The sequence below is a fragment of the Amycolatopsis sp. WAC 04169 genome (assembly GCF_003947535.1).
Taxonomy (GTDB): domain Bacteria; phylum Actinomycetota; class Actinomycetes; order Mycobacteriales; family Pseudonocardiaceae; genus Amycolatopsis; species Amycolatopsis keratiniphila.
The window spans coordinates 66,283-82,702 of sequence record NZ_QHJI01000009.1 but is presented as its reverse complement, the minus strand read 5'-3'; the positions used below and the strand labels follow the sequence as shown (position 1 = coordinate 82,702).

The following is a 16,420-nucleotide window of genomic DNA, read 5'->3' as shown; positions in this document are numbered from 1 at the left end:
CGACGTGAGGAGTGACGATGAGCGGTGACGAGATCAACGGCGACACCGACGCCATGCGGGAGTTCGCGTCCCGGATCATGGGGAGCCTCGACAAGCCGCCGGTCAGCAACATTTCCCGGATCGACTCGTCGACAGCATGTCCCGGGGGGCTGGACAGCCTCTGCATGCATCTCACCGGTGCGGAAAACGAGACCATCCAGCAACTCCAGACCTTCATCACGCAGGCTGAGCAAGGATTCGCGGCATACAGCGCCTTTGTCCAGCAAACAGCCGCGAACTACCTTCGCGCCGACGAGACGGCCCGCCAGGAGATCTTGAACACCTTCGTCTCGCAGCGCCCGGAAGACCTCCCGAAGGTCGATCCCCGCCTCGTCACGCCACACTCCGGACGCTGAGGGGATCCGATGGCGTCCATCGAGGAAATGTACGGGCAACTCACGGCCGAGATGCATACCCACGTCCCCAAGCTGGTGGCCGCCGGCTACCTGTGGCGTGAAGCGAGGGCCTGGATCGACGGGCAGGCGACTCTTCTTCACCAGCAGGCGAATCAGCTCGTCACCCAGGATCGGTGGCCGGACGCCGCCGGCCGCCAGTTCATGGCCCGGGTATCGACCGACATCGCCGTCATGCGGACATGGACCGACCCGAGCGGGATGGTCAATTCGATGATGACCATCGGGCTTCCGATACCGCAGAAGCAGACCTCCGCGTCGGAGGTGCTCGACAAGATCAACACCCTTAATCTGGCGCTCTGCGCGGCCCAGAACTTCGCGAAGGATCAGGTCGACCACTACAACAGACTGTCCGAAGAGGACCGGGGCAAACAGCGGCAGGAGATCGAAACGAAGATCGCCGACGAGATCACCAAGCTCGCCCCGTTGTACGAGGGCACGGCGCTGGCCATGAAGAATGCCGTGGGCACTCCCTGGAAAGGCCCGCTCGCCGCGACGTCCGGGCAAGGAAACCCCGGACCGGCCACGAACGGCGTCCCCGTCTCCGGCGCCGCTTCTCCCAGTGCCTCGCCCTCGCCTTCTTCCCCGCAGCCACAGGAGCCCAGTCCCACCGAGGAAGAAGCCCCGGAGGCGACGGATCCGCTCAAGGACGCCCTCGAAGCGGCTCCCGGCGCCCTGGACGCCCTGAGTCAGGTCATGCAGTCGGCACAACAGCTGATGGGCGGCGGCACGGACTCTCCGAGCCCCACACCGCTCAGCCCGGTCGATCCGCTCGACACGGGGAATTCCCCGACGCCCGCGGAAGTCGCGGACCGGCTCGCGGGGCTCGGTGGTGACGGCGCGGGGCTGCCGAGCCTCGCCGGCGGCGGGGTGAGCCCTGTCGGTACTTCCGGGGGCGGAGCCGGTGGTGTGCCTTCCCCGGTGGCGCCGCTCGGTCAGCCATCACCCGGCGGTCTCGGTACCACCGTCTTCCCGGCGGTGGCTTCGATGTCCGCGTCAGGTTCCGGCGGCAGCACCGGGGCGACAGGTGCTCCCGGCGCGATGCCACCGCAGCAGCAGCAACCACAACGCGGTGGGGCGAGAACAGGCGACGGGATCAAACCCGGCGCCGCCGAGCACGCCGCCACCGGACGGTCCAGGGACCGCAAGACCGGTGCGACCCCGGGGGTTTCCCTGCTGGGCCGGTCCGGACGTGGCCGTCCGGCCGGACGGCACACCGAACCGGCTCCGGCTCCCCGCCGGTGGGACCGGGAAAACGACACGGTCCAGCTGCTCGACGAAGAGTTGTGGCAGGTCGAACAGGAAGACACAGGTCCGCGCTATCGCGCCGGACAGTGAGGAGGGGTAGATGCCCGATCAAATCAACGCCGACACCGAGTCGATGAGCGCCTATTCGAGTCAGCTCACCGCACCGGAAATGCCGCCGTCCCTGGCCCGGCTGGGAACACCGCCGAATCTGACCGGTCTCTTCGAAGGTATCGCGATGTCGGTGCTGGACAAGGCCGCGACCGCGAGCATGGCCGCGTTCATGACGAAGATGACCGAAGAAATGGTCACCGACTCGACGAAGGTCAAGACCGCCGCGATCACCTACAGCGCGGCGGACGTCACCAGCGCGCTCGAACTGGCCACATCCGCCACGAAGGTGCTCAAGCAGGGCATCGATCTGGTGAAGCAGACCGCGGGCTCCGCGCAGCAACCGTCCACCGCCACCGAAAAACCGGCCGACCAGTCCGCGGGCGGCGCCCCGCGGGACCTGGTCTGAGGAGCTGATCATGGCTGTTCCCTACAACCTGCTGCCGATCGAGGCACATCTGGCGATGATCACCGCCGAGCAGGCCAATGTCGCCGTCCTCACCGACGCGGCTCGCATGTGGACCGAATCCCGTGCCTGGATCGAAAGCGCGTCGACCGAGTTGCACACCAGGGTTGGCGAGCTTTCGCCTACCTGGCAGGACGACGCGGGCCGCGCCCACGAGGAAAGGGCGCAACGCTCACTCGCCGAACTCCGGTTCTGGGGCGAGCGGATCGATCTCGCTCAGCCTGCCGAGACACTGACGACGCTGGCGAGCGGTATCCAGGAGACGATGCAGGAAGTGTCGTTGCTGCACAGCCAGTACATGGCGGCGATCGCCAATCCGCTGACCGCCTGGGCGGCTCCGCTCATCCAGCAGGCCTCGGGTGCACGGATGACCGCGCTCGGCGCACAGTTCGACATGTCCATGCTCAAGGTCGTTTCGGCTTCCGGGATCCAGCAACCCGATCACATGATGCCCGAGACCCCGCAGGCCTCCACCGAGGGGAACTCGCCCGCCGACTTCATCAAGGCCGCGGAAGCGGGCATGAACGCGCTGTCCGAAGTGCAGGGTCTGGCCGAGTCCCTCGGTGTCGGTGGCGGGAGCGGCGGGACGGGCTCGGACATCTCGGTGCCGGAGATCCCCGGCTACGACGGGGCGTCAGGTGTTTCGCTCGCCGGCCTCGCCCCGCTGCCGACCGCGGCCGGGACGGTCCCCGCTCTCGGCGGATTGCCGGGCGGTTCGGGAGCGCCGCCGGTTCCGACGGGACTGCTCGGCGGAATCGGCGTGGCGGGCGGGGTGGGCCTTCCGGTGGCGGCAAAGCCGATCGGGACGAAAAAGGCGCCCAGCCTGGCTTCCGAAATCCAGCCGGGGGCGGCGGGCTCCTCCACCGCGAAGGCGACGACAGGCCCGATGTCACCGATGGCGCCGCCGCACGCCGGTGGGCAGAACACGGCGAGCACGCTCAGGCCGTCGTCGAGCGACCAGCCGGTCGGGCGGAACGGGTCCGGCCGCCGCGCGTCCTCGGGTGGCAGCGACGGGGTTCCGGCGAAGCTGCGCGGCCGTGCGGCCAACGGCAATCCGGACGCCGGGTTCACGCTGACGCGCGGCCGGCGGCCGGGTGAGTCGGAGTCCGGCTCCGTACAGATGCTCGACGAAGACCTGTGGCGGACGAACCCCCGCTGATCCGCTGTACGTGAAGGCCCCCTTCACTGCGCTAGACGCAGTGAAGGGGGCCTTCACGTCGTTTCAATCCCGGCACATGGCGTGATTGAAGACGGAACTCGCGTGATTGAAGAGCGAACTCACGTGCTTGGAGGCGGAACACGCTGAGACCGGATCCGCATCGTGTGTTCCGCCTGCAATCACGCATGATCCGCCTCCAAGCACGCGAGTCACGCGCTGGCACACGGGGATCCGGTCAGCCGCCCAGGGTCTGGCGCCGCGCGGCGGCGGGGTCGAGGCTCGGTCCCTCGGGCAGTCGCGCCACCAGACCGGCGGGCAGCCGCACTGGACGCGCCGACGGATAGCCCAGCATCTTCAGTACATCGGGCGAAGCCAGCGGATAGCGGCGCCCCATGTCGGTCACGACGGTCAGCGTTCCGACGGCCGCGGAAGGGGAGGGCATCGCTTCGACGACGATCGCGCTGCCGGGCGGCACGTGGACGCGGTCCGCGAGCGGGGTTCCGGACGCGGTCCGGCGGGCGGTGGTGGACATCGGGTCCGCGGGCGGCATCGCCGGATCGACCGTCAGGGCGGGGGCCACGGAACCGTCGCCGAAGGTCGCGCACACGGTGGTGTCCTGGTCGCGCAGGCGCGCGATGGCCGGACGTGTGGCGGGTGCGGCGCCCGCGTCGGCCTGGACGGGGTCCAGTTGCCGGGACATGGTCGCCAGCGATGGCGGCAGCGGCACGGTTTTCGGTTCACCGCCGGGATAGGCGGCGAGCATCTGGGCGCTCGCGCGCTGGACGTCGTACTGCAGTTCGCTGATCGGCCGCAGGGCGTCCCGTTCGGCCAGATAGTGCTGCTGTCCCCCACCGGAGGTCTGCACCATCAGCAGCATCCCGTTCCGGATGTCGGTCCGGCCCGGCACCGCGGTGGACACCTCGCCCGCCGCGGCCACGGGTAGCGGGCCGATCGGTGTGCCTTCGGGGAGCACGTCGAGCCACGCCCGGCCGACCCGCGCCCATGGCTCCGCGGTCAGCGCGAGCCCGGTGCCGACGGCGCCGTAGTCTGTGATCCGGTGCCGATGCCCGCGCCACACGACGAACCGGTCGCCGGTCGACGTCGATTCCACCAGCAGCGCCTGATCCGCCAGTTCCGCGCCGCCCAACGGCGAGGCGCCCGCCAGCAGCACCGATTCCTCGATCCGGCTGCCCGCCAGGTCGCTCGCGGGCGCGGAGCACAGCGACCACGAGCCGGTGAGCAGTTTTTCGGGACCGGGCAAGCCGTCCGGCGCGTCGGCGATGCCGATCCGGGGCCCTCGCGGGACTCCGGCGAGTGATTCGCGCGAAACCCGTTCCGTGGTGCCGTGTTCGCCGAGCAGCAACAGCGCGGACGCGTAGTTCGCGACGGGATGCAGCCGTTCGTCCAGGTAGACGTACCGGGTCCCGCTCTCCTTCTCCACGATGACGGCGGCGTTCTTGCGCCAGGCGTTGTTCCCGCCGGGCACGATCATCCCGTAGACCCCGACGCACGCCAGCGCCACGATCGCCAGTGCGACACCGGCGAAAGCGGCACCGGAGGGACGGCGGAACGGCGGCTGCTCCGGGTCGGTCTCCCTCGTCACGAGCGCGGAGATGGCGCGCTGCACCAGGAATTGGTACGCCTGCAGCTGATCCCGTTTGGACGCCATGGTTTCAGCCCCCCAGTCCGCGCACGTAGCCGTACAGGCCCAGCACCGAACACGCCACCGGGACGACGGCGATCGTCACCAGGATCTCGAAGTACTCGGCGATCCGGCCGAGATACGGGTTGGCGGCGCGGGTGCTCAGCACGACGCCGGAGGCGATCACGCCGGCCGCCACCGCCAAGGAAAGCGGCCCGGCGAGGACGAGCAGCAGCGAGCGGTCCGCCATGAGCGGGCCCGCCAGCAGGCATCCGGCGCCGAAGATCCCGGCCACCAGGATCGGCGTCCGTTGCCGCAGGATCGGGTACAGTCGTGCACGCACCAGGAATCCCGCCGCCAGCAGGGCGACGAGGACGACCGCGGCCTCGCTGTCGCTGCGGATCAGCTGCAGCTGGCAGTACATGGCGACGATCGCCGCCCCGCCCAGCATGCCGGTGAGCAGCGCGTCCGCTCTGGCGACGGCGGCGTGCACGAGTTCAAGCGGTGGCTGGGGATCGTCGCGGACCAGATCCGCGGTCGACCGCGGCAGCACCGGCATCGGCACCCGGCCGAGCCGCAGCGACAGCGGCGCGAACGTGGTCGAGAGCACGAGCACCCCGCCGCCGATCACCGCCGCCGACCGGTAGCCCGCCAGGTCGTTGAAGGTGGCCAGCCAGCCGCCGAGCACCCCGAGCAGGCCGACAGTGGCGGCCCCGGCGAACAGGGCGGGCGCGGCCGTCACCCCCAGGTGACCGACGACGGCCGCGAGCAGCAGGGCCGCGCTCGCCAGCAACAGGTGACCGGCGGACAGCTCGCCGATCGGGTCGTCGCCCGCCAGCAGCAGACCGCCGCCGGAGAAGGCGAACGGGAGCGCGACGGCGGCGAGCACCGCCCCGGCCCCGGCGTCGCGCAGTGCCCGCGCGAGCAGGACTCCCGCCGCCAGCAGCAACGCCGAGACCGCCAGCGCCCAGGCCGCCGGCGCCGTCCACGGCGGGCCGGCGCGCAGCACCGCGAGCAGACCGAAGGACATCGCCACCGCGCCGACGGCCAGCCCGGCCTGCCGCGTGTGCCGCGGCCCCCAGGCCTTGCCGGTGCGGCCGGAGCCGGTGGCGATCGCGTCCACGAGGTCGTCGTACTCGGGCTCCGGCCATTCGGCGCGGCGCGGCGTCAGATGGAGGATCTCCCCGTCCCGGACCCGGTGCGCGCCCAGCGTCCGGTCCAGATCGAAGGCCGTCCCGTCGGCGCGGCGCAACTGCCAGCCGCCGCCGGCGACCCCGTCGTCCGCCATTCCCTCACCCGCCCGCGCGAGCAGGCCGGGGAGGATTTCGGCGACGGACGCGTGTTCCGGCAGCGCCATGTCGATGCGCCGGTGCGGAGTGGTGATGGTGACCCTGACCAGGCCGGCAGTCTGCATGGGAAAAGGGTCGGCCAGCGACGGGTCCGCCGGGCACCGGCGGCAGGAACCTGCCGCCGCGAAAGTACTCCGGAACCGGACTTCTTGCGCGACAATGGGGTCATGAGCATCGAGACAGGGGTCGGCGGACCGAGGCTGCTCGCCCAGGGCCCCATCGCCACCGTGTACGCGGGCAAGGATCCCGCCACGGGCAACGACTTCGCGATCAAGATGTTCCCCGGCACCTTCGACCGCGAGACCTCCGCGTGGCTCGAACGAGAGCGCAAGGCGCTGGCGACAGTGCGTTCGACGCGTTCGGTTTTGCCGATCGCCGATGTCCTGACCCTGCCCGACGGCCGGTCCGGAATCCGCCGCGAACTGTGCCCGGGTTCACTCGCCGGTGTCCTGGATTCCGGTGCCCGGCTGGGGGTTCCCGACGTGCTCGCCCTCGGCGCCGCGATCGCGTCGGCACTCGCCGCGGCGCACGGCGCGGACGTCCTGCACGGCGGTGTGAGCCCGCACAACGTGTTGTACCGGGCGTCCGGCGAGTTCGTGCTCGCCGACTTCGGGGTGGCTCTGCGGCGGCGATTCCCGCGCGATCCGATGTACGCGGTCGAGTACACCGCCCCGGAAACCCTGCGCGACGACACGCTTTCCCCCGCGTCCGACCTTTATGGACTCGGCGCGGTGCTCTACGTCGCGTTGACCGGGGCGCCCCCGTTTCCCCGTCACACCGGACAGCAGCCCGGCGAGCGGATCCTGCAGGTGCTGCGGGAGCCGGTCGCGCCGATCCAGGATCCGGCCGTCCCGGGTGAACTCGCCGCCACCATCTTGCGGTTGCTGGCCAAGGAACCGGCCGACCGGCCGCAGGACGTCGCGTCGCTGGCACGGCTGTTCACGAAGCTGAGCCGTCCCGGCGGACAGGTCGTCACCGGCGATTCCCCGGACCTGCCAAGCGAAGAAGAAGAGACCGAAGTCGAGTTCGACGACTTCGCCGAGGTCCACCGGCCCGCCGCCCCGGTCCACGCGGCCCCGTCGCCGGTCCAGGTGGTGCAGGCGCCGCCGAGGGGCGGCCGCACCCTGATCCGCGAGTTCAGCGGACCGCTCAAAACCGAACGCGAGCTTCCGTGGAAGCCCGTCGCGCTGGCGGGCGCCGGGGTGCTCGCCGCCGGGCTCGCCGTGCTGCCGCTGGTCCTCGGCCCGGCGGAGATCGGTGGGCAGGCCGTCCCGGTGGCGGCCGCGATCCCGCCGCCCGCACCGGCTTCCGCGCCGGCGCCCGACGTCAAGCTGGCGCTCGCGCCGCCGCAGGACCAGAGCGATCACGTGCAGCTGACCTGGACCGCGGAAGGCGAACTGGACTTCGTCGTGATCATGGCGGGCGAGCGGCTCGAGACGAAACAGCTCGTCGCCCACCGTCAGCGCAGCCTGGACGTCCCCGTCGACCCGGCGCGCCGGTACTGCTTCCAGCTCAGGGCGACCGACGGACGGCACATCTACACCACCGAGCCGGTCGCGATCCGCGGCGCCCGCTGCAACCCGTGAGTACGTGAAGGCCCCCTTCATTGCGTCCAGCGCAATGAAGGGGGCCTTCACGTACAGGGCCTCACCCCTCGCGAGAGGCCCTGCCGCGGATCGGCACCAGGGTCCGCGGCTCGAGTGCCGCCAGCACCCGAGCCGCGAACGGTCTGGTGGCGAGCCCCCGCCGCACCTCGCCGACCTCCTGCCACGCCCGCCGGACCGAACCGTCCCCCACCGGGACCCCGGACCACAGCGTCACGTCCAGCACCTTGGCCAGCCGGGCGACCGGTTCGCGGATCCCTTCCCCGGCAAGCGAACCGGCGGATTCGGCGAGATCGCGCGGGGTCATCCCGATCCGGAACGGCACGCCGTGCGCGCGCAACCGGTCGCGGATCTCGTCCCACGCGCCGAGCACTCCTTCGGCACCGGACCGGCGACGCCGCCGCCGAGCGCGGACGACCTTGGCCGCCGGTACCCCGACGAGCCACAGGAGTCCGAAAAGGACGATCGCGCCGGCGAGCGACGGCCACCACCAGCTCATCCCCGCTTCGGTGCTCTGGTCCTCACCGGATTCCTCGGACGTCCCCGGCGGGAGCTGGGGCGGCCGCAGTTGCTGTTCAGCCGGAAGCTGGGCCCTCGCGCGGGCGACCGCCTTGCCGGGACCCGCCTGGCCCTGCTCCGCCTTGCCCGCCGTGGCGGTCGGGTCGAGGGCCACCCAGCCCGCCCCGGCGACCGCGACTTCGGGCCACGCCAGGACGTCGCGGTTGCGGACGACGTGCATCCCGCCGTCGGTCTCGGCCGACCCCCGGAACCCGACGACGAGCCGGGCCGGGATGCCGCTCATCCGCGCCAGGACGACGTACGCGGCGGCGAACTGCTCGCTCGTCCCCCGCTTGCTCTCCAGCAGGAAGTGCCTCAACTGCGGCCACCCGTGCCCGGTCGGCAGTTCATCCGTCCCCGTCGCGACCTGATAGTTCGTGCTGAGGAAGCGTTCCAGCTGCAAAGCGGACTGGAACGTCGGGCGCAGACCGCGCACGGCGTCCTTCGCCACGTTCTCCACGTCGGGCGGCACCGTGCCGAGCCCGCCGAGCGGCGCCCGCGGGTCGATCTCCCCGGCACCGAGGTCAACCTCGGGTGACGACCAGCTGAGCCGGTAGTTCCGCTCCCCGCCCGCCGACGACGATTCCGCCATCAGGGTGCCCGCGGCCTCGTCCACCAGCGGTGTCAGACCGTCCACATCGGTCAGATCCTGATGGCTCGGCAGCCATGGTCCCGAGAGCCCGCGCACCTTCAGTTCCGCGCTGCCACTCACGCCGGGCGGGCCGTCGAGGCCCGCGCCGAGCCGCCGGAGCTTGGCGTCGGACAGCCAGTTCGCCCCGTCGAAACCGTTCAGCACGATCAGGCGCCACTGATCGACCGGGGTGTCACCGCGGTAGCGGAACACCTCCTCACCCGGCCGGATGAGCCGCTGGGCGATCTCGTCCAGCGGGTTGCCGACCCTGCTCTTCGGCGGCGGCGCGGCTTGGGTGTCCTTGAGCGTCAACGGATCGCGGGCGACCGGGTCGAGCCAGGCGAGCGCGACCGCCCCGGCGACGAGGGCGACCACAGTGGACAGTGCGGGCCCGATCGCCGAACCGGTCACCCGCCAGGAGAACCGGGGGCCACCGGGTGCCCGGCTGACCGACCGGACGCGGCGGCCCGACCACAGCAGGAGCCCGGCGGGCAGCGCGTAGGCCAGCGCCGCCGCGACCGCGAAAATTCCCGTCAACGCCTGATACGCCTGGGCGAGCCCGGCGACGGCCAGGCTCGGTACGAGCACCACAAGCGGCTTCTTGAGACGCAGCAACAGTTCCAGGCCGAGCATGACGGCGAGCAGCACCGACAGCGGCACGAACAGCAGCTGTTCGGGGATCGGCCGCGCGGGCCAGGTGGACTGCAGCGTGAGCCGCCAGCCTTCGGTGAGGCCCTGCGCCAGGCCCTGCAGCGAAGCGCCGGTCGGTAAGAAGGCGAGCGTGGTCGAAGTCAGCACCGTCTCGATCAGCCCGAGCAGGCCGAGCAGCGCGACGAGCAACGGCCGGAACGGGGTCAGCTTCGGGAATTTCGCGGTCAGTTCGGCGCAGCCGTAGGCGACGAGAACGACCACGAGCACCGGGACGAGCAGTTCCGCCCAGCCGAACACGGGCGCGAAGAGCAGCCCGGCGATCCCGGTCGCGGCGAGCAGCGCGGCGACCGCGATCCGGTCGAATCGGGCGCTCATGACTTACCCACCAAGGAATTCCACTGCGCCGCGGCACCGGCGGCGTCGACCGCGACGATCAGTCCGCGGGAACCCGCCGACGGCCGGAGATCACCGAGCCGGACCACGGTGTCGGGGCGCCAGCGGGCGGCGTGACCGAGATCGGCGTCGGGGCCGGTGATCAGCACCAGCACCCCGCCGGGGCGTTCGGCGGCGGCCAGTGCCGAGGGCAGCAGCGGCGCGTCGTCCGCCGCGTCCTGGGTCACGAGCGCGAGTTCGTCGAGCAGCGTCCTCGCCGCGCGCACCCCGCTGTCGGTCAGCGTGTCCGCGCCCGCGGAGGTGATGAAACGGCAGTGCTGCCCCGCCGACGCCGACGCGTAGAACAGGGAAGCCGCCACCTCGACGGCTTCTTCGAAAACGGCCGGGCTCATCGACGCGGGCCGCGTGTCGAGCACGGCGGTGAACCGGGGCTGGGCGGGGTCGGCGTATTCGCGCACCATGAGCCGTCCGGTCCGGGCGGACGCCTTCCAGTGCAGATGCCGGACCTCGTCGCCGACCACGTACTCCCGCACCGCGCGCAGATCCGCCGAACCGCGCAGCGGCGGGTCGGTGATCGGCCCCTCGTGGTGGTGACGCGGATGACCGGCCTGCGCCGCGCGCACCGCGTGCCGTCGCGGGTGCACCCACAACCACGCGGAGTCCCCGACGGTCTGGTCGCCGCGCGCGAGGTCGAACAGATCGGGACGGTGCGCGACGAGCGGGCCGACCCGGAGTTTCCCGCGTGTCGTCGTCGGAAGTTCGTAGTGGTACGTCGCTTCCGCGCCGGGGGCGAGCGGGCGGACCCGCAGGCTGTGCGTCTCCCCGCCGATGCCGTCGGCCGCGGCGAAACCGCCGTGCCGCCGCACATCGGTGTTGCGCACGACGAGCGAGGCCAGCGCGGGCTTCCCGCGTTCGACCCGGTCGGGCTGGACGGTGCGGCCGATCTCCACCTTCGGCCGGAACCGGGTGGTGGCCAGTGCGATCAGCACCGCGCCCGCCGCGATCCCCGCGAAGGCACGGAAAAACGTGTACCCGGCCAGTTCGCCGAGGGCGTAGAACCCGGCGGCGAAGGCCAGCACTATGACGCCGCGGCGGGTGAGCCGCACGCCTACCTCCCCATCGCGGCCATGGGAGCGGCCGTCGCGCCCAGGAGTTCGTCGACGATGTCCGCGGTCCGCCGCTGGTTGAGTTCGGCGTCGGGGGTCAGCACGAGCCGGTGGTCGAGCACCGGATGCGCGACGTCCTTGACGTCGTCCGGGGTGACGAAGTCGCGGCCGAAGGTGGCGGCGAGTCCTTGCGCCGCCCGGATCAGCGCGATGCTGCCGCGCGGGCTCGCGCCGTAGCGGACGTCGGGATGCGATCGGCTCGCCGCGGCCAGGCGGACCGCGTAGTTGACGATCTCCGGTGCCAGATGGGACTTCCGGACCTCGTCGATGACAGACTGGACGTCGGCGATGCTCAGCACCGGCTTCAGTTCGTCCGGCGTCACCCCGGCGCAGTCCCCCATCACCACCCGCATCTCGGATTCCAGATCCGGGTAGCCGACCGAAATGCGCATGAGGAACCGGTCGAGCTGCGCTTCGGGCAGCCGGTAGGTGCCCTCCAGCTCGATCGGGTTCTGCGTGGCCACCACGAGGAACGGCCTCGGCACCGCCTGGCCGACCGAATCGACGGTGACCCGGCGTTCGGCCATCACCTCCAGCAGCGCGGCCTGGGTCTTGGGCGTACCCCGGTTGATCTCGTCCGCCAGCACCACGTTGGCGAAGATGCCGCCGGGGTGGAACTGGAAGCGTTCGTTGTTCTGGTGGTAGACCATCACGCCGGTGATGTCGCCGGGCAGCAGGTCGGGGGTGAACTGGATCCGGCTCCACCGGCCGCCGATGCTGGCGGCGACGCAGCGCGCGATCGTCGTCTTCCCGACGCCGGGCACGTCCTCCATCAGCAGGTGCCCCTCGGCGAACAGCGCCGCCACGGTGAGCCGGACGACCTCCGGTTTCCCGCGCACCACCGATTGCACGTTCTCGGCGATCTGCTCGAAGGCGACCCTGGGTGTGAGCGTCACAGAAGTTCCTTTTCCTTTCGTCGGCGCAGGCCTACCAACGCCAGCGGGCCGAGCCAGACGAGCGCGCCGCCGTTCACCGTGGGCACACCTCGCCAGGTGTCCGTGGCGGTACCCGCGGAGGTCTTGATGGTCGCGGTGATCGTGATGGAACCGAACCACGCGACGTTGGAGATGGTCAGGGTCGTTGCCCCGGAACAGGCCGTCGGCTTGGTCTCGCTGAAGAACTCGGCCGTGCAGGTCGCGGAGACACCTTTTCCGTTGGCGTTCACGGAAACGTACAGCGCGTTGTCCTTGCTCCGCACCTGGGTGATCGTGATCGTCGGCGGTCCCGAAGCCACCGGCACGGTGACCTTCCGGCTGCCCGCGGCGCCGTTGATCGCCGCTCCCGAGCCGAACTTCGTCACCGCGCGGACCGTGACGGTCGCGGTGCCGGTGACCCCGGTGAACTCCGCCGACGTGGCCGAAACCGTGCGCTGGCCCTTGCCCGTCACGCTCACCAGGTAGTGCACGAGCGTGCCGCCGCGAAGGTCGGGCTGGGTCCAGCTCACCGAAACCTTGCCCGCCACGGTGGCGTTCGCGGTGACGGCCGGAGCCCCGGCCGGCCGGTTCGCGGGTCCCGGGATGACCGCCTTGGCACTGGCGCCGACCCCGAGGCCCGCCGAGTTCTCCGCGACCACGGTGACCACGTACGGGGTTCCGTTGGTCAGCCCGGAAATCGTGGTGCCCCGGGACGATCCGCTCACCCTGGTCGAACCGCCGGTCCAGGTCACCCGGTAGCCGGTGATCCGCGCGCCGTTGTCCGCCGCCGGGCTCCACGAGACCTTGATCGAGCCGTCCCCCGAGCTCGCGCTCACCTTCCTCGGCGCGCCGGGCGGGGTCGCCTTCGCCACCGGCGGGGGCGCCGGCTGGGTGTTCGGCGGCGCTTGCTGTCGCTGGTCCTGCTGAGGCGGGGGCTGGTCGCCGGACGGTTCCGGATCGGCCGACGGCGCGCCCGCGGTCTGGGTGTTGGCCGCCTTGTCGACGTCGACGTCGACCACCGTGCCGTCGTCACCGTTGACGACCAGCACGTGCGAGCCGTCGGAGCTGTCGACGTAGATGCGGTTGTCCTCGCCCTTGGCCAGCCTCGGCGGCGTGCCCTGGCCCGGCACCTTCGCGGTGGACTTGAGCTTGCCCGCGGCGTCGTAGGTCAGCACCTCGCCGCGGGTCTCGTCGACCATGGCGACGACGTTCGAGGAGGAAAGCGGGCCGTTGAACCGGCTGCCCTTGGTCAGCTCGACCGAAATCGGCTTCGCGGAAGGGCGGTCCTGGTCGAGGCCGCTGATGTCGATGAGGTGGAGCTGGTTGCGCTCGGGGTCGGCGATGGCCAGCCGGTCGCCGACGGCGCTGTTGGCGACCTGTGCCGACGGCGAAAGCTTGATGCCGAGCGGAAGACCGTCGCCCAGCCCGTCCGGGCCGACGCGGTGGAGGCTGTCGCCGGTGGTGTCGAGCACCACCGGCCGGTCGCCGACGAGCGTGAGCCCGCCGCCGTGCCCCGGCGGAAGCTGCGCGGGGCAGGTCATGATGGCGGCGCCCTTGGGCAGATCGCAGATCGCGCCGCTGTCGACGCGGTGCGCCCACACCGTTCCGTCGGCGGTCGCGACCGGCCGGGACAGTGGCCCCCCTGCGGGCACTGTCGCGGCCGGGTCCCCGAGCCGCACGATCTGCCCGGCGTTGCGGTAGACCAGATACGGGCCACCCGCGATCTCCATCACGAACGGCGTTTCCGGCGCGGGCGGCGGCATGGACTCCGCCACGCTCAAGGTCGCCTTGTCGAACTCGGTGACGCGGTTCCGCTCGACCACGTAACCGGAACCGTCGCCCTGCACGACCTGGCTGCCGTTCGCGCCCGGCACGTCCGCGCGCGCGTCGACGCGGTTCGTCGAGCCGTCGACGTGGAACGCGGCCTGGGCGGCGTCGTTGTAGACCCAGTGGCCGACCTGGACGAACTCCAGCCGTTCCGGGGTCGCCGCCTGACCGGTCACGGCCAGCCCGATGAGCGCCAGGCAGCCCGCGACCACCAGCGCCACGGCCATTCTCGTCCTGGCGACCACGCTGAACCGCTTCGTGCCGCGCTCGTCGGTGTTCACGCGATCAAGCTAGAGAGCGACCATGAAATTTCGATGAAACAGCCTGTCTCGCGCTCGCGGGCGCCGTGTCATCGAAACCTCATGTTCGCCGGGGACGCTGAGGCGACCCGGTTCGAGGAGGCAGGACGATGACCGATCTCGGCGCGGCGAGGACGGACGGGCGGTACCCCGCACCGCCCCCGCCGCTTCCCCAAATCGCCCCGGCCGTACCGCGGGCCCAGGCCGTGGCCGATCCGCTCGCCTACGCCGCGCCCGCCGCGCGGGCCGCCGCCCGGGAGGCCGCGCTGGCCGCGCTCACGGCGGCTCGCCAGGCGGAGCAACGGCCGCGCTGGTCCGCGGCGGCGCCCGTCCCCGCCCCCGTGCCCGGCCCGCCGCGGCCGATTCCGCCGTCTCCCGGCCGAGGACGGCGGCCGGGGCGGCTGGGCGGGATCGGGGTGGCGCAGATCATCTGCTGGCAGCTCGTCCTCGTCGCGCTCGTCCTGGTGGCGGGGCGGCCCTGGCCGCTCGCGGCCGCGGTGGTCACCGCCGCCGTGGTGGTGCTCGCGCTGACGACCGTGCGGATTCGCGGACGCTGGCTCTACGCCTGGCTCGGTTCGGCGTCGGGTTACCTGATCCGCGACCGCGACCGGGATCTCCGGCACGCGGGCGAGGCGGGCCGGGCGCTGCTGGGGCTGCTGTCGCCGGAAGCGACGGGGATCACCGGCGAGATCGGCGACGAGACGGTGTTCATGGTCAGCCGCGCCGACGGGATCACCGCTGTGCTGCAACCGAAATCCGCCGCCCGCGAGCAGCCGATGCCGTCGCCGACCGCCTTGCTGCCGCCGTCGCGCGAGCAGGCGCTGGACGTCGCCGCGCAGGTCATCCACCACATCGGCGCGGACCGCTCCCGGCCGCCGCGGGGCTGGGTCGCGTTGCAAGCCCTGCGCACCGCCGACGTCCACCGCGACGCCGACGTGCGGCAGGCACTCGGGAACACGGTCAGGCGCGTGCGGCGGCAGCTCCGCCGCGACGGCCTTCCGGTACGCGCGCTCAGCGAAAACGAGGTCCTCGGCACGCTCGCGTCGCTGGCGCACGTCACGGCCGGCCGCGCGCGGATCCGCGAAGACTGGCGGTTCTGGCACAGCGGGCCGATCTGCCAGGCGACGTTCCGCCTCGACGGCTGGGACGCGCTTCCCCCAATGCTCGCGGCGGATCTGTCACGTCGTCTGCTCGCCGCGGCCCCCGGATCCGCGGTGACCCTGGCGGTGACCGCGCGCCGAAGCGCCGCCGAAACCGAACCCCGGGTCAGCGCCGCGATCCGGATCGCGGCCGCGGGCGCGCAAGCCGTGGATCACGCGGTGCGGGACCTGGAACTCGCCGCGCGCCGGGGCGGGATCACGCTGGACCGGCTCGACGGCAGGCACGCCAAGGGAGTGGCCGCCACCCTGCCGATCGGGGTCAGTTGAGCACGACGATCGCGGCGGTGAGCGCGGTCGCGTACAGCGTCCAGGCGAGGTACGGCAGCAGCAATACGGCCGAAACCCGGGAAGACCTGCGGAAGTACAGCGCGGTGACGATGATCGCGACGTCGAGCAGGACGATGTCCACCAGTGCCAGGCCGTACGCGCCCGCCGCGAAGAACAGCGGCGTCCAAGCGGCGTTCAGGAGCAGTTGTGCGGCGTACCAGGCCAGGGCCCGGCGGTCGCCGCCGGACTTCCAGTACAGCCAGCCGGACACCGCGATCGCGAGGTACAGGACCGTCCACACCGGACCGAACAACCAGGCGGGCGGCGCGAAGGACGGCAGCTCCAGTCCACTGTAGACAGAGCGAGCGTCGGCCGCGGCGAGCCCGCCGACGACCGCCACCACCGCGACCGCCACCAGGAACGGGAGGAACGTCAGCGGCGCGCGAAGTCTTCCCGGGATCGTGGTCATCCATCGAGCGTACGGGCGCGGACACGGGCTCGCGCGCTCAAAACCTGTCGCTTACGC

The 16,420-nt window shown here is 71.6% G+C and carries 13 protein-coding genes; 6 read left to right on the top strand and 7 right to left on the bottom strand.

All coding sequences use genetic code 11. The annotated features are described in order from the left end of the window. Positions 1 to 17: 17 nt before the first annotated feature. The 4 genes from DMC61_RS25580 to DMC61_RS25565 are packed head-to-tail and all read left to right on the top strand — an operon-like array spanning position 18 to position 3,433. Positions 18 to 395, top strand: a complete 378-nt coding sequence (locus DMC61_RS25580; protein ID WP_125691891.1) for a hypothetical protein — start codon at positions 18 to 20, stop codon at positions 393 to 395. A gap of 9 nt (positions 396 to 404) precedes the next feature. Further along, complete coding sequence (locus DMC61_RS25575) at positions 405 to 1,790, top strand: hypothetical protein (RefSeq protein ID WP_125691889.1); 1,386 nt, start codon at positions 405 to 407, stop codon at positions 1,788 to 1,790. Between the two features lie 10 nt (positions 1,791 to 1,800). Then, positions 1,801 to 2,217, top strand: a complete 417-nt coding sequence (locus DMC61_RS25570) for a hypothetical protein (protein ID WP_125691887.1) — start codon at positions 1,801 to 1,803, stop codon at positions 2,215 to 2,217. Positions 2,218 to 2,227: 10 nt separating this feature from the next. Continuing rightward, positions 2,228 to 3,433, top strand: coding sequence for a hypothetical protein (locus DMC61_RS25565; protein WP_125691885.1), 1,206 nt, complete (start codon positions 2,228 to 2,230; stop codon positions 3,431 to 3,433). A 235-nt stretch (positions 3,434 to 3,668) separates the two neighbouring features. Here the strand turns inward: DMC61_RS25565 and eccB are convergent, their stop codons facing one another. Both eccB and eccD read right to left on the bottom strand, forming a co-directional pair. Then, positions 3,669 to 5,102 carry a type VII secretion protein EccB gene (gene eccB, locus DMC61_RS25560; protein WP_125691883.1) on the bottom strand — a complete coding sequence of 478 codons (1,434 nt, stop codon included), beginning with the start codon at positions 5,100 to 5,102 and terminating at the stop codon, positions 3,669 to 3,671. 4 nt (positions 5,103 to 5,106) lie between these two features. Further along, positions 5,107 to 6,489 carry a type VII secretion integral membrane protein EccD gene (gene eccD / locus DMC61_RS25555; RefSeq protein ID WP_125691881.1) on the bottom strand — a complete coding sequence of 461 codons (1,383 nt, stop codon included), beginning with the start codon at positions 6,487 to 6,489 and terminating at the stop codon, positions 5,107 to 5,109. A 102-nt stretch (positions 6,490 to 6,591) separates the two neighbouring features. Here eccD and DMC61_RS25550 point away from each other — a divergent pair, with 102 nt between their 5' ends. After that, positions 6,592 to 8,010 (top strand): protein kinase, encoded by a 1,419-nt coding sequence (locus DMC61_RS25550; RefSeq protein WP_125691880.1) that lies wholly within the window; start codon positions 6,592 to 6,594, stop codon positions 8,008 to 8,010. 61 nt (positions 8,011 to 8,071) lie between these two features. On the opposite strand, the gene DMC61_RS25545 is transcribed toward DMC61_RS25550, so the two are convergent. The 4 genes from DMC61_RS25545 to DMC61_RS25530 are packed head-to-tail and all read right to left on the bottom strand — an operon-like array spanning position 8,072 to position 14,449. Further along, complete coding sequence (locus DMC61_RS25545) at positions 8,072 to 10,243, bottom strand: transglutaminaseTgpA domain-containing protein (protein ID WP_125691878.1); 2,172 nt, start codon at positions 10,241 to 10,243, stop codon at positions 8,072 to 8,074. Continuing rightward, positions 10,240 to 11,367, bottom strand: coding sequence for a DUF58 domain-containing protein (locus DMC61_RS25540; protein WP_125691876.1), 1,128 nt, complete (start codon positions 11,365 to 11,367; stop codon positions 10,240 to 10,242). Before DMC61_RS25540 ends, DMC61_RS25545 begins: the two co-directional genes overlap by 4 nt. 2 nt (positions 11,368 to 11,369) lie before the next feature. Further along, positions 11,370 to 12,323, bottom strand: coding sequence for a MoxR family ATPase (locus DMC61_RS25535; RefSeq protein WP_038509449.1), 954 nt, complete (start codon positions 12,321 to 12,323; stop codon positions 11,370 to 11,372). Next, the gene (locus DMC61_RS25530) at positions 12,320 to 14,449 is read right to left on the bottom strand and encodes a fibronectin type III domain-containing protein (protein WP_125691875.1); all 2,130 of its coding nucleotides are present in this window, start codon (positions 14,447 to 14,449) and stop codon (positions 12,320 to 12,322) included. Before DMC61_RS25530 ends, DMC61_RS25535 begins: the two co-directional genes overlap by 4 nt. 128 nt (positions 14,450 to 14,577) lie before the next feature. On the opposite strand from DMC61_RS25530, the gene DMC61_RS25525 reads away from it, so the two are divergent. Continuing rightward, positions 14,578 to 15,894, top strand: coding sequence for a type VII secretion protein EccE (locus tag DMC61_RS25525; RefSeq protein WP_233594948.1), 1,317 nt, complete (start codon positions 14,578 to 14,580; stop codon positions 15,892 to 15,894). Here DMC61_RS25525 and DMC61_RS25520 read toward each other — a convergent pair. Next, positions 15,887 to 16,363: a TspO/MBR family protein gene (locus DMC61_RS25520; protein ID WP_125691873.1), complete on the bottom strand. Its 477-nt coding sequence runs from the start codon at positions 16,361 to 16,363 to the stop codon at positions 15,887 to 15,889. The genes DMC61_RS25525 and DMC61_RS25520 overlap by 8 nt on opposite strands. Positions 16,364 to 16,420: the final 57 nt, after the last annotated feature.